Source organism: Amycolatopsis sp. NPDC051903, from assembly GCF_044452505.1.
Classification (GTDB): Bacteria; Actinomycetota; Actinomycetes; order Mycobacteriales; family Pseudonocardiaceae; genus Amycolatopsis.
The window spans coordinates 1-12,701 of record NZ_JBITBT010000031.1 but is presented as its reverse complement, the minus strand read 5'-3'; the positions used below and the strand labels follow the sequence as shown (position 1 = coordinate 12,701).

Below are 12,701 nucleotides of genomic sequence, written 5' to 3'. Positions count from 1 at the left end.
GCGCGGCTCAGCGTGGCGGGCCGAGTAGCTCCGCCACGACGGCGGTCGTGGCGCGGACCATGGTGGCGCGATGGCGTCTGAGGCGCGCGGCGGATTCCCGGCCGGCGGGGGAGCGGATCTCGGGCGGAGTGAGGGCCACGCCTGCGTCAGGGCGAGTGTCAGCATGAGCACGTCGATGCCCTGCGGATGATCGGGCGGAGCTGACCGTTTCTCGTTGGGGTAGAACGGATTGCGGCACGAAAGGGCTGGACCACACCAGGTCCGGCCCTTGAGTCGGGAGCACGCGTTTGCGGTTTGTAAGCGGTGCGTACGGGTTCGATTCGACCGGCTTGCGCACCCCTGGGACGCCGGTAGGGTCCGGCGGCAAGATCGGCCCATCACGGAACCGGTGTTCGGGGAGTGAAAACGATGACCTTGGTGTCCGGCGTCCGCCGTGTGATCGTCGCGCTGGTGGTGTGCCTCTTGCTCGCGGTGACCGCTTGCACGAACTCGTCTTCGCCGGAATCGAGCGCCGGCCCGGAGAGCTCGCGGCCGAACATCGTTTTCGTGCTGACCGACGACCTGGCTACGAACCTGGTGCAGTACCTGCCGCACGTGCAGGCGATGGAGAAGGCGGGGATGTCGTTCTCGAACTACTCCGTCACCGATTCGCTCTGCTGCCCGTCGCGGTCGTCCATCTTCACCGGCCAGTTCCCGCACAACACGGGCGTGTTCACGAATTCCCCGCCCGACGGTGGCTACACCGCTTTCCAGAACGGCGACGACGCGGCGCGCACCTACGCGACCGCCCTGCACGACCAGGGTTACCGCACGGGGCTGATGGGCAAGTACCTCAACGGCTTTCCCGTGCCAGGCCCCGGAAAACCCGACCCCGGCACCCTCCCCGTACCCCCGGGCTGGGACGAGTGGGACGTTGCCGGCAACGGCTACCCCGAGTTCGCCTACACCCTCGACGAAAACGGCCACCGCACCACACACGGCAAGAAGCCCGAGGACTACCTCACCGACGTCGTCTCGGGCAAGGCCGCCGACTTCGTGAAATCCGCCGCGCAGGACGGCAAGCCGTTCGTGCTGGAGACCGCGACGTTCGCCCCGCACGGCCCCTACACCCCGGCCCCGCGCGACAGGGACAAGTTCCCGGGTCTGCGGGCCCCGCGTGAGCCCACGTTCAACCAAGTCCCGACCGACGCCCCGCCGTGGCTGGCGCAGCAGGCCGCGAACCCGCTCACCCCGGACCAGATCGGCAAGATCGACCAGGCGTTCCGCAAACGCGCGCAAGCGGTCCAGGCCGTCGACGCGATGATCGGGCGCCTGCAGGACACGCTGCGCGCCACCGGCCAGGACCGCAACACGTACTTCGTGTTCAGCTCCGACAACGGTTACCACCTGGGCGACTACCGGCTGAACCCGGGAAAACAAACGGCTTTCGACACCGACGTGCACGTTCCGCTCGTCATCACCGGCCCCGGCGTTCCCGCCGGCCGCACCACTCCGGCCGTCGCGTCCAACATCGATCTCGCCCCCACCTTCGAGCAGCTGAGCGGCGCCGCACCGCTGCCCACTGTGGACGGACGGAGCCTCGTTCCCCTGCTGCAGGGTCAAACCCCGCCGGGCCAGCCCGCCGCCGCTCTCGTCGAACACCACGGTCCGGACACCGACCCGAAGGACCCGGACAAACCCCGGGCGAACTCCGGTAACCCGCCGAGTTACGAAGCGCTCCGCACGGCCCAGTCCACCTACGTCGAATACGCCGACGGCAGCCACGAGTTCTACGACCGCGCCAAGGACCCGGACGAACTCCACAACGTCTACAACGGACTGTCGCAGGAGATCAAGGACAAGCTGCACCGGCAAGCAGTCGCGATGAAGCAGTGCAAGGGAACCGCGGCCTGCACGCAGGCCGCTCAGGCGGGCTGACCCGCTGCGACGCGGTCGCGTGGGGCTTGGCCCCCCAACGGCCTGCGGCCGCCGACAATGCTTCGGTGTGCGCGGGCACCCCAGCCACCACGCTCCGGTCCGGGAGTGACGTAGACGACTCGCTGATCAGCGCTCGGCACGTGCACAAGCCGTGATCGCCCGAAGCGAAGAGTCACCAAGCCCCGTGCCGGCACGACAAAGGGCTGAACCCGTAGGTCCAGCCCTTTCGAGTCGGGATGACAGGATTTGAACCTGCGACCCTTCGCTCCCAAAGCGAATGCGCTACCAAGCTGCGCCACATCCCGACACCCCGTGGAGGGGGTGTGCGGCACCAGCGTAGCCCTCACGCTAAGCTGACTGCGCTCCTGGGTCACCGGGGGCGCTGCGGGTGTAGCTCAATGGTAGAGCCCTAGTCTTCCAAACTAGCTACGCGGGTTCGATTCCCGTCACCCGCTCCATTTCGCTCCGGGTCCCTGACCTGGGAGGACGCCGCGTCGGCTTCGAGGCGCGTGGCGATCACGTCCAGCAGCAGATCGGTGTCCACCGGCTTGGTGATGTAGTCGTCGGCGCCCGAGGCGAGGGTGCGTTCGCGGTCTTCGGCCGTCGCCTTGGCTGTGACGGCAATCACGGGCAGGTCTTCGTGCGCCGCTTCCGCGCGGATGGCCGCGATGGTCGCGTTGCCGTCCAGCTCCGGCATCATCACGTCCATCAGGACGAGCGCGGTGTCCTCGTGGCGTTCCAGCGCACGGATGCCCGCGACGCCCGTGTCGGCGTAGATGACCTCCAGGCCGGCCTGTTCCAGCACCGCCGCCAGCGCGAAGACGTTGCGCAGGTCGTCGTCGACGATCAGCACTTTCTCGCCGTTGAAGCGCTTCGGGGCGCTGTCGGGCTCGGTCACCGTGATGGTGCTCGGCAGCACGGGCAGCTTCGGCCTGGGCCGCACGGGCGCGGTCGGCGCGATGAGGTTCGCCGCGCCCACCGGCAGGTACAGCGTGAAGGTGCTGCCCTTGCCGGGTTCGCTGTGCACGCGCAGCTCGCCGCCGAGCAGTTCCGTGAGCTGCTGGCTGATCGACAGGCCCAGGCCCGTGCCGCCGTACTTGCGGCTGGTGGTGCCGTCGGCCTGGCGGAACGCGTCGAAGATGATCGCCAGCTTCTCCTCGGGGATGCCGATGCCGGTGTCCTCCACGGCGAACGCGATGATCCCCGCCGCCGAGCGCAGCGCCTCCTGCTCCACCTCTTGCTCCGACGCCATGCGGATGTGCAGCCGCACGCCGCCCTCGTCGGTGAACTTCGCGGCGTTGGACAGGAGGTTGCGCAGCACCTGCTGCAACCGGTGTTCGTCGGTGTGCACGCTGCCCGGCACGGGCGGGTCGATCAGCACGGCGAACTCCAGGCCCTTGTCCGCCGTGAGCGGCCGGCACAGGGATTCGACGTAGTTCACCAGCTCCGGCAGCGTCACGTCCGACATCTGCAGGTCCATGCGCCCGGCCTCGACCTTCGCGAGGTCCAGGATGTCGTTGATCAGCTGCTGCAGGTCGCTGCCCGCCGCCCAGATCGTGCGCGCGAACTGGATCTGCTTCTCCGTGAGGTTCCCCTCCGGGTTCTCCGACAGCAGCTTCGCGAGGATCAGCGCGCTGTTGAGCGGAGTCCGCAGCTCGTGCGACATGTTCGCCATGAACTCGGTCTTGTACTGCGAGGCCACCGTGAGCTGGCCGGCGCGCTCCTCCAGTTCCTGGCGCGCCTGCTCGATCTCGATGTTCTTGACCTCGATGTCGCGGTTCTGCTGGGCCAGCAGCGCCGCCTTCTCGGCCAGCTCCGTGTTGGACCGCCGCAGCTCACCCTGCTGCGCCTGCAGCTGCTCCGAGCGGGCCCGCAGTTCCTGCGCCAGCCGCTGCGACTCCGTCAGCAGCGCCTCGGTGCGGGAGTTCGACAGGATCGTGTTCACGTTGACGCCGATGGTGTGGCGCAGCTGCTCCAGCAGGTCCAGGTGACCCGCGGAGAACTCGTTGACCGAAGCCAGTTCCAGCACGCCGAGCACCTCGCCCTGGAACAGCACGGGCAGCACGATCACGTTCACCGGCGGCGCCGCGCCGAGGCCCGAGGACACCAGCGCGTACTCCGGCGGCGCTTCGCGCACGAGGATCGTTTGCCGGTCGACCGCGGCCTGCCCGATCAGCGACTCGCCGAGCTCGAACCGCAGCCCCGAACGCGACTGTGCGAGCCCGTAGGCGGCGATGCAGTCGAGCACCTTGCGGCCGGGGTCGCTGCCGTCGTCGTGGGCCAGGAAGAACGCGCCCTGCTGCGCGCTGACCAGCGGCGCCAGCTCCGACAGGATCAGCGTGGCCACGGACGCGAGGTCGCGGTGGCCCTGCATGCGCCCGCCGAGCCGGGCGAGGTTCGTCTTCAGCCAGTCCTGCTCGCGGTTCGCCGAAGTCGTCGACTTCAGGTTCGCGATCATCTGGTTGATGTTGTCCTTGAGGTCCGCGAGCTCGCCGGACGCGTCCACGGTGATGTGGCGCGTCAGGTCGCCCGCGGTCACGGCCGTGGCGACCTGGCCGATCGCGCGCACCTGGGTGGTGAGGTTGCCGGCCAGCTGGTTCACGCTCTCCGTGAGCCGCTTCCACGTGCCCGACACGCCTTCGACCTCGGCCTGGCCGCCGAGCTTGCCCTCGGTACCGACCTCGCGCGCGACGCGCGTGACCTCCGACGCGAACGCCGAGAGCTGGTCGACCATCGTGTTCATCGTGGTCTTCAGCTCGAGGATCTCGCCCCGGGCGTCGACGTCGATCTTGCGCGAGAGGTCCCCTCGCGCGACGGCCGTGGTCACCTGGGAGATGTTGCGCACCTGGCTGGTCAGGTTGTGTGCCATGAAGTTGACGTTCTCCGTCAGGTCCTTCCACGTGCCCGCCACACCCGGCACGCGCGCCTGCCCGCCGAGGATGCCCTCGGTGCCGACTTCGCGCGACACCCGCGTGACCTCGTCGGCGAACGCGCGCAGCGTCTCGACCATGCTGTTGAGCGTCGCCGCGAGCGCCGCGACCTCGCCGGCGGCGTCGATGGAGATCTTCTTCGACAGGTCGCCGTTGGCCACCGCGCTCGCCATGGTGGCGATGCTGCGCACCTGGTCGGTCAGGTTGTCGGCCATGACGTTGACGTTGTCGGTGAGGTCCTTCCACGTGCCGGCCACCCCGGGCACGCGGGCCTGACCACCCAGCTTCCCCTCGGTGCCGACTTCACGGGCCACGCGGGTGACCTCGTCGGCGAAGGCCGAGAGCTGGTCGACCATCGTGTTGAGCGTGTTCTTGAGCTCGAGGATCTCGCCGCGCGCGTCGACGGTGATCTTCTGCGTCAGGTCGCCCTTCGCCACCGCCGACGTGACCTGCGAGATGTTGCGCACCTGGTCGGTCAGGTTGTTGGCCATGAAGTTGACGTTGTCGGTCAGGTCCTTCCACGTGCCCGCGACACCCGGCACGGTCGCCTGACCACCCAGCTTCCCCTCGGTGCCGACTTCGCGGGCCACGCGGGTGACCTCGTCGGCGAAGGCGGAGAGCTGGTCGACCATCGTGTTGAGCGTGGTCTTCAGCTCGAGGATCTCGCCCCGCGCGTCGACCGCGATCTTCTTCGTCAGGTCACCGCGCGCCACCGCCGTCGCGACCTGCGCGATGTTGCGGACCTGCGCGGTGAGGTTGTTGGCCATGAAGTTCACCGAGCCGGTGAGGTCGCGCCAGATGCCGGCGACGCCGGGCACCTGCGCCTGGCCGCCCAGCATGCCCTCGGTACCCACTTCGCGGGCGACGCGGGTGACCTCGTCGGCGAAGGCGGAGAGCTGGTCGACCATCGTGTTCATCGTCGTCTTGAGCTCGAGGATCTCGCCCCGTGCGTCGACGGTGATCTTCTGCGTCAGGTCGCCCTTCGCGACGGCCGTGGTCACGTGGGAGATGTTGCGGACCTGGTCGGTGAGGTTGTCCGCCATCTGGTTCACCGAGTCGGTGAGGTTGCGCCACGTGCCGGCCGCGCCCGGGACCTCGGCCTGGCCGCCGAGGCGGCCGTCGCTGCCCACTTCCCGGGCGACGCGGGTGACCTCGTCGGCGAACGCGGAGAGCTGGTCGACCATCGTGTTGAGCGTGGTCTTGAGCTGCAGGATCTCGCCGCGGGCGTCGACGTCGATCTTCTTCGTCAGGTCGCCCGCCGCCACCGCGGTGGCGACCTGGGAGATGTTGCGGACCTGGTCGGTGAGGTTGTCGGCCATGAGGTTGACCGAGTCGGTGAGGTCGCGCCACGTGCCGGCGACGCCCGGCACCCGCGCCTGGCCGCCGAGGCGACCCTCGCTGCCGACCTCGCGCGAGACGCGCGTGACCTCGTCGGCGAACGCCGAGAGCTGGTCGACCATGGTGTTGATCGTGTTCTTGAGCTCGAGGATCTCGCCCCGGGCGTCGACGTTGATCTTCTGCGTCAGGTCGCCGCGCGCCACGGCCGTGGTGACCTGGGCGATGTTGCGGACCTGCTCGGTGAGGTTGTCGGCGAGGAAGTTCACGGAGTCGGTCAGGTCGCGCCACGTGCCGGCCACGCCGGGGACCTCGGCCTGTCCCCCCAGCCGGCCTTCGCCGGCGATCTCGCGCGAGAGGCGGATGACCTCGGCCGCGAACCGCGACAGCTGCGCGAGCAGGCCGTTCACGGTCTTGGCGAGGTCCGCGTACTGCCCCTGCAGCGGCCGGCCGTCGAGCTGCAGCGCCATCGGCTGCGACAGGTCGCCCTCCGCGACGGCGCCCAGCACCCGATCGAGCTCGACGACGGGTTTGCTGACGTCCTCGATCAGGCCGTTCACGGTCTCGACGGCGGTCGTCCAGCCGCCGGGGCCGACCTCGGCGCGGACGCGCTCGGTGAGCCGCCCCTCCTGCCCGACGGCTCCCCGGACCCGCATGAGTTCGGTCACGAGCCGCTGGTTGCGCTCGGCGATGTCGTTGAACGCGCCCGCCAGCTGGGCGACGACGCCGTCGCCGTGCGCGACGAGCCGGCGGCGGAAGTTGCCGTCGCCCAGCTCGCGCACGGCGGCCAGGAGCCGCTCGAGCGCAGCCGCCTCACCGGCGGCGATGCCGTTCACCCCGGTGATCTCGACGCGCTCGGAACCCCGCTCGGAACCGGATGTCATGTCTGCCGACCCTCTCCACCACGCGTGTGCCAGGCATGGTCGTCGACCCAGCGTGCCATGGTTCGCCCTACACTTCGAGCCAGTCCGCCCGCTCACGCTGTGCCAACCTTGTAGTGACAGGAAGTCGGTCGACCCGGAGGCAGGAGGTTCGTGCATGGTGTCACGGCCCGCTCCGGCGTCGGCCCTGCCACCCGGCGCCACGCTGCCCGAGTACGGCGGATTCTGGCGTTCGGTGCTCGAACAGGTGCGTGATCCGGTCTTCCTGTCCGATCCCGAAGGCGCCGTGCGCTGGGCGAACGCCGCCGCCCGGACGCTGGCGGCCGACGGTCCGCCCGTGCTCGTCACGGTGACGGAGACCACCGGCCGGGTCGACCTCGGCGAGGCGCACCGGGCCGCCCACGTCCGCGCGCTGCCCGACGGCTGGCACGCGTGGACCGTGGTCGACGACAGCCCCCGCCGTCCTGAAGAGTTCCTCGCCCAGGTCGGTCCGAAACTCGCGGCCGCGCGCGGGCGCCACGGCACGGCGCGCGTGATCGCCGAGCTGGCGGCCTCGGCGCTGGGCGACTGCGTGTTCGTGCTGCTGCCGACGACCCGCGGCCGGTGGGAGTGGTGGAGCAGCGAGGACCGCAGCGCGCCCGGGCACGGCCGCATCCGCCGGGTGGCGGCCCAGCACGCGCCCGCTGTGGCCGACACGTTCGCGGCGACCGGGTCGCCGCAGGTGCGCGTGGTGCCGGCGGCCGAGGTGGCGACGCTGCCCGCGGTGGTCGCCGACCGGTTCCAGGGCCACCTCGAGGTGTCCGTGGTGTCGCTCGGGGTGCCCGAGGGCGGGGTCACCGGAGCCGTCCTGATCGGCCGGCGCACCGAACCCGCGTTCGGAGCCGGCCAGCCGCGCGCGATCGAGGCCTTCGCCACGGCCGCGGGCACCGCGCTCGCCAACGCGCAGCGCTACGCGCGGCAGGAAGAGGCGACGCGCGGGCTCGAGACCACGTTGAAGCCGGTGGCGCCGGCCGACGTCGACGGCGCGAACTTCGAGCTGTGGTACGAGCCGGCCGGGGGAGTGCTCGGCGTCGGCGGCGACTTCTACGACGTGCTGGCCCGCGAGGACGGCAGCGCGTTCGTGGTCGTCGGCGACATCTGCGGCAAGGGCGCGGAGGCGGCGGCGCTCACGGGCCGGGTGCGGCATTCGCTGGCCGCGCTGCACCTCGTGGAACGCGACGGCCGCACTCTGCTGCGCCTGCTCAACGAACTGCTCATCGCAGGCGGCAGCAACCGCTTCGCGACGCTCGTGCTCGGCTCGGTCGCGCCGACCGCGTCGGGGCTCGACGTGACGCTCGCGTCGGGCGGCCACCCGGCGCCGCTCGTGCTGCGCCGCGACGGCGGGGTCGAAGAGGTCAGCGTGCCGGGCACGCTCGTCGGCATCTCGCCGCAGGCCCGGTTCGCCGAGGCCACGGTGCACCTCGGGGTGGGCGACGTCTGCTTGCTCTACACCGACGGCGTCACGGAAGCCCGCAACCGCACGGAATCCGCCGAGCTGTTCGGCGACGAGCGCTTCCACGCCGTGCTCGCCGACTGCGTCGGGTTGCCGGCGAGCGAGGTCGTCGCGCGCCTGCGCGAAGCCGTTCGCGCGTGGCTCGGCAACTCCGGCCACGACGACATCGCCGTGCTCGCCATCGAAGCCGCGCCGCGCGCGGGTTGAGCTCACGCCGGTGGGGTAACCGGGGGTCACACACCGAACGGAGGACCCCATGGCGAAGGAATTGCCGGGCCTGAAGGTGGCCGTCCTGGCGGCCGACGGCGTCGAGCAGGTCGAACTGGAACAGCCGCGCGCGGCGGTGACCGGGGAGGGCGCGTCCGTGGACGTCGTCTCGCTCGGCGAAGGCGAGATCCAGGCCATGAACGGCGACATCGACAAGGGCGACAAGGTCCGCGTGGACCGCGCGGTGGCCGACGTTTCGTCCGGCGACTACGACGCGCTGCTGCTGCCCGGCGGCACCATGAACCCCGACAACCTGCGCAGCGACCCCGGGGCCGTGAAGTTCGCGGGCGACTTCGTCCGCGCGGGCAAACCCGTCGGCGTCATCTGCCACGGCCCGTGGACCCTCGCCGAAGCCGACGTGATCCGCGGCCGCACGCTCACGTCGTTCCCCAGCATCCGCACGGATCTTCGCAACGCCGGCGCCACCGTGGTCGACGAGGAGGTCGTCGTCGACGGCAATCTCGTGTCCAGCCGCAATCCCGGCGATCTGCCGGCGTTCTGCGCCGCGGTCGTCAAGGCGTTCGCCCAGGCGCGCCACCCGGTCGGCTGAGCACGGCCAAATGGGTGGCGCGTTCCCGGTCCGCGGGGGACCCTGGAGGGGTGGAAACCCCTACGCGGTCCGGGAAGGAGGTGTCGCGATGACGGTGCACGCCCGGCGGTACGGCCGCTGGTGCCGCGAGCACTTCGACGCGCCCGCCCGGCCGGGGGCGGATCCGGAAACGCCGGCGGCTGCGGAGCCGGCGAAGAAGGCTCCCGAGCGTCCGGCGGCTTCCGAGCCGAAGCCGCAGGAGAAGTCGGGGCGCTGAGATCCGGCGGGTGGTCGGGTAATCCCGGTTACCGACCACTCGCCGATTTTCCCACGCTGACTGGGAAATAGCGCGCAACCTCGACCCGTGCCACGCGTCCTGCCGATCATGAAACCCACCCGGTGCGCCGCGATCGTCGCGGCCGCACTCGCCGTGCTGGCCCTCGTCCCCGTGTCCGCATCCGCCTCGCCCGCTGGTTTTGCTCCCTCGTCCACGAGCTGGACGGGCCCGCAGCGCGGGTTCGTGCTCGGGTACACCGACTGCGGCTCGCCGGGCTGGTGCCCGGTGCTGCTCGCGACCACCGACGGCGGCGCGCACTGGCGACGGCTCGGCGCACCCCCGATGTCCTTGCCGGACAACCACAACCACGTGCGGCTGGTGGCCGCGAGCGCGGAACACCTGTACGTCACCGACGGCACGCGCATCCTCGCCACCCGGGACGCGGGACGGCACTGGTTCACGGTGCTCGTCGCCGGCGGCGGACAGCGGTACGTCTCGAAGCTGGCCGAAACCGGCGGGCGCATCTTCGCCGTCGTCACGAGCAACGGCTACGGCAGCACCACCGCCGTCTACTCGGGGCTCGCGGGAGCGCCGGTGCTGGCGCCGCTGCCGGGGTTCGAGGTGACGGGCGGCATCACGTACGGCGACCTCGCCACCGGTGGCGGGCTGCAGATCGCGCTCGGCGCCGACTACCGCACCGAAGAATACTGGACTTCGCGTGACGGCGCGGTGTTCTCGCCCGCGTCGTCGCCGTGCCCGGAGGGGACGACGGCGTCACTGGGCGGCGTGCGCGAGGGCGAGGTGATCGCGTTGTGCAGCAGCAGTCCGGGCTCACCGCAGCCCGGGTCGTCGGCGCGGCGGCTGTGGCGCGCGCCGAAGCTCGGCGGCGCGTTCAGCGGCACGGCCGACGCCCCGGCGCTCGGCATCACGCAGGACTTCAGCGCCGAGACCGCCGACTCCGCGACCGTCGCGGCCGAGGGCGGTGGCGACGGCTTCCTGCACCGCACCACCGACGGCGGGCGCACCTGGACCACCACCGTCCTGTCCGACCGTGGGCTGGCTCTGTCGGACCTGGCCTTCGTGGGCGACGGCGTGGGCGTCGTCGTCGACGGCCTCCCGGACGCCGAGAGCGGCTCCGCCGTGTACCGCACGACCGACGGCGGAGCGACGTGGGAAGAACTGTCGTTCTCCTGATCGGCTCAACGGGGTTACTGCAGGTGGACCTGGTTTCCGGGAGCGGGTTCAAGGGGTGAACGCGGTGTCGTAGGGTGTGCACTGTCCGTGGCCGGAGAGGGGGCGTGGTGGTTTCGGGAACCTCGACGCGAGTCGACCAGCCGAACCTCGCCCGGGTGTCCGACGCCCTCCTCGGCGGCTGCGACCACTACGAAGCCGACCGCGCGGCGGTGCGCCGCCTGCTCGCCATCGCGCCCGGCGCGGAGACGATGGCGCGCGAGCACCGCGCCTGGCTCGTGCGCGTGGTGCGCTTCCTCGCCGCCGAACGCGGCGTCGACCAGTTCCTCGACCTGGGCTCCGGCCTGCCGGCGGCGGAGAACACGCACCAGATCGCGCAACGCCAGAACCCGGACGCGCGCGTCGTGTACGTCGACAACGACCCGGTCGTCCAGGTCCACGGCCGCGCCGTCCTGGAGGAGAACGACCGCACCCACGTCAGCGGCGCCGACCTCACCGACCCGGGCGCCACCCTGGGTGACCCGGTCGTCTACCGCCACCTCGACTTCGACCGGCCGGTGGCCCTGCTGCTCTGCGGCGTACTCCACCACGTCGAGTCTCTGGACCGCGCGCAGTACATCGCGCGCTCCTTCACCGCCGAACTGTGCCCCGGCTCGTACCTCGTGCTCACCCACCACCACCAACCCCCGGACGACCCGCCCCGGCAGGCACTGGCCCACTTGCTGGACACGACGTTCGAGGGCACTGCGCTGGCCACGGCGCACCGCTCGCGCGCCGAGATCGCGTCCTTCTTCACCGGCCTCGACCTGCTGGCTCCCGGCCTGGGCCACCTCCACGACTGGTGGCCGGACGGCCCCCGCCTGACCCCCTTGGGCGACCTGAACTTCCTCACCCTCGGCGGCGTGGCCCTGAAGTCCTGAGCACCGCCTTGCGGTAGTGGACGACGGGCCACACCCGCCCGTGGACGTCCTTCGCGGTCACGCCACCGACGCGACCGAACCCCGCCCGTTCTGCGACGCGCCGCGACGCGACGTTGTCCGCGTGCGTCCACAGCCGCAACTCGGCGACCGGCCACGCGGCCTCGACCCGGTGGCACAGCGCGGAAACCGCGCCGCTCGCCACACCCTGGCCGCGCGCCGCGGCGGCCACCCAGTAGCTGATCTCGGCGACGTCACCGGCACGTACCGCGGCGACGTTCGCCAGCCGCTCGCCGGACTCGGCGGACACCGCGCCGAACCCGAGCGCGTTTTCGTTGCGCTGCAACGCTTCCAGTGCACGCCGGAATTCCTCGACGGTGAGTGTCGCCCGCTCGGTGGTGAAGCGCAGCGTCTCGGGATCTCGAACCTGCGTGATGTACCACGCCGCGTCGCCGGGGGACCAGTCGCGCAGTTCGATCTCCATGCCGAACCCTAGAACGCGCGGAGGGCGGCTTCCCAGCCGGGAAGCCGCCCTCCGTCGCGAGAGCTCACGCCACGTCGAACGTGTCCGGGTCGGGGCCCGTCCGCAGGCCGCGGTCCAGGGACGACAGCGAGGCCATGTCGTCGTCGGTGAGGGTGAAGCCGAAGACGTCGAGGTTTTCGGCCACGCGCGAGGGCGTGACGGACTTCGGGATCACGACGTTGCCCAGCTGCAGGTGCCAGCGCAGCACGATCTGGGCGGGGCTGCGCCCGTGGCGGGCGGCGATGTCGGTGATGACGGTTTCGCCGAGCAGGTCGCCGCCCTTGGCCAAGGGGCTCCAGGCTTCGGTGGCGATGCCGTGCTCGGCGTCGAAGGCGCGGACGTCGGTTTGCACGAGGTAGGGGTGCAGCTCGATCTGGTTCACCGCCGGGACGACGGTGCCCTCGTCGAACACGCGGCGCAGGTGCGCGGGCTGGAAGTTGGA

General features: G+C 70.9%; 9 protein-coding genes and 2 tRNA genes. 7 read left to right on the top strand and 4 right to left on the bottom strand.

Translation table 11 applies throughout. The features are described from left to right. Window positions 1-408: 408 nt before the first annotated feature. Window positions 409-1,917 carry a sulfatase-like hydrolase/transferase gene (locus ACIA77_RS39395; RefSeq protein WP_395891233.1) on the top strand — a complete coding sequence of 503 codons (1,509 nt, stop codon included), beginning with the start codon at window positions 409-411 and terminating at the stop codon, window positions 1,915-1,917. A gap of 231 nt (window positions 1,918-2,148) precedes the next feature. Here the strand turns inward: ACIA77_RS39395 and ACIA77_RS39390 are convergent. Continuing rightward, a tRNA-Pro gene (locus ACIA77_RS39390) sits at window positions 2,149-2,222 on the bottom strand. A gap of 79 nt (window positions 2,223-2,301) precedes the next feature. Here ACIA77_RS39390 and ACIA77_RS39385 point away from each other — a divergent pair. Beyond that, a tRNA-Gly gene (locus ACIA77_RS39385) sits at window positions 2,302-2,375 on the top strand. Here ACIA77_RS39385 and ACIA77_RS39380 read toward each other — a convergent pair. Then, window positions 2,327-7,018: a HAMP domain-containing protein gene (locus tag ACIA77_RS39380; RefSeq protein ID WP_395891317.1), complete on the bottom strand. Its 4,692-nt coding sequence runs from the start codon at window positions 7,016-7,018 to the stop codon at window positions 2,327-2,329. The two genes, ACIA77_RS39385 and ACIA77_RS39380, sit on opposite strands and share 49 nt — an antisense overlap. A 202-nt stretch (window positions 7,019-7,220) precedes the next feature. Between ACIA77_RS39380 and ACIA77_RS39375 the strand changes: the two genes are divergently transcribed. The 5 genes from ACIA77_RS39375 to ACIA77_RS39355 all read left to right on the top strand — a co-directional run bounded on the left by ACIA77_RS39375 (window position 7,221) and on the right by ACIA77_RS39355 (window position 11,739). Beyond that, complete coding sequence (locus ACIA77_RS39375) at window positions 7,221-8,762, top strand: PP2C family protein-serine/threonine phosphatase (RefSeq protein WP_395891232.1); 1,542 nt, start codon at window positions 7,221-7,223, stop codon at window positions 8,760-8,762. Between the two features lie 49 nt (window positions 8,763-8,811). After that, window positions 8,812-9,372: a type 1 glutamine amidotransferase domain-containing protein gene (locus ACIA77_RS39370; protein ID WP_395891231.1), complete on the top strand. Its 561-nt coding sequence runs from the start codon at window positions 8,812-8,814 to the stop codon at window positions 9,370-9,372. 88 nt (window positions 9,373-9,460) lie between these two features. After that, a complete protein-coding gene (locus ACIA77_RS39365) occupies window positions 9,461-9,628 on the top strand; it encodes a hypothetical protein (RefSeq protein WP_395891230.1) in 168 nt (55 codons plus the stop codon). Window positions 9,629-9,715: 87 nt separating this feature from the next. Further along, entirely contained in the window at window positions 9,716-10,822 is a 1,107-nt protein-coding gene (locus ACIA77_RS39360; RefSeq protein ID WP_395891229.1) for a WD40/YVTN/BNR-like repeat-containing protein, read from the top strand. Window positions 10,823-10,977: 155 nt separating this feature from the next. Then, the gene (locus tag ACIA77_RS39355; RefSeq protein ID WP_395891228.1) at window positions 10,978-11,739 is read left to right on the top strand and encodes an SAM-dependent methyltransferase; all 762 of its coding nucleotides are present in this window, start codon (window positions 10,978-10,980) and stop codon (window positions 11,737-11,739) included. On the opposite strand, the gene ACIA77_RS39350 is transcribed toward ACIA77_RS39355, so the two are convergent. Beyond that, window positions 11,708-12,220, bottom strand: a complete 513-nt coding sequence (locus ACIA77_RS39350; protein WP_395891227.1) for a GNAT family N-acetyltransferase — start codon at window positions 12,218-12,220, stop codon at window positions 11,708-11,710. The genes ACIA77_RS39355 and ACIA77_RS39350 overlap by 32 nt on opposite strands. A 64-nt stretch (window positions 12,221-12,284) precedes the next feature. Then, a partial coding sequence (locus tag ACIA77_RS39345) for an aldo/keto reductase (RefSeq protein ID WP_395891226.1) occupies window positions 12,285-12,701 on the bottom strand: 417 nt, incomplete at its 5' end.

What these genes read in the sequence shown, in the direction of transcription:
- ACIA77_RS39395 (WP_395891233.1), top strand. Translation starts at nt 409, where the DNA reads ATGACCTTGGTGTCCGGCGTCCGCCGTGTGATCGTCGCGCTGGTGGTG.
- ACIA77_RS39375 (WP_395891232.1), top strand. Translation starts at nt 7,221, where the DNA reads ATGGTGTCACGGCCCGCTCCGGCGTCGGCCCTGCCACCCGGCGCCACG.
- ACIA77_RS39370 (WP_395891231.1), top strand. Translation starts at nt 8,812, where the DNA reads ATGGCGAAGGAATTGCCGGGCCTGAAGGTGGCCGTCCTGGCGGCCGAC.
- ACIA77_RS39365 (WP_395891230.1), top strand. Translation starts at nt 9,461, where the DNA reads ATGACGGTGCACGCCCGGCGGTACGGCCGCTGGTGCCGCGAGCACTTC.
- ACIA77_RS39350 (WP_395891227.1), bottom strand. Translation starts at nt 12,220, where the DNA reads ATGGAGATCGAACTGCGCGACTGGTCCCCCGGCGACGCGGCGTGGTAC.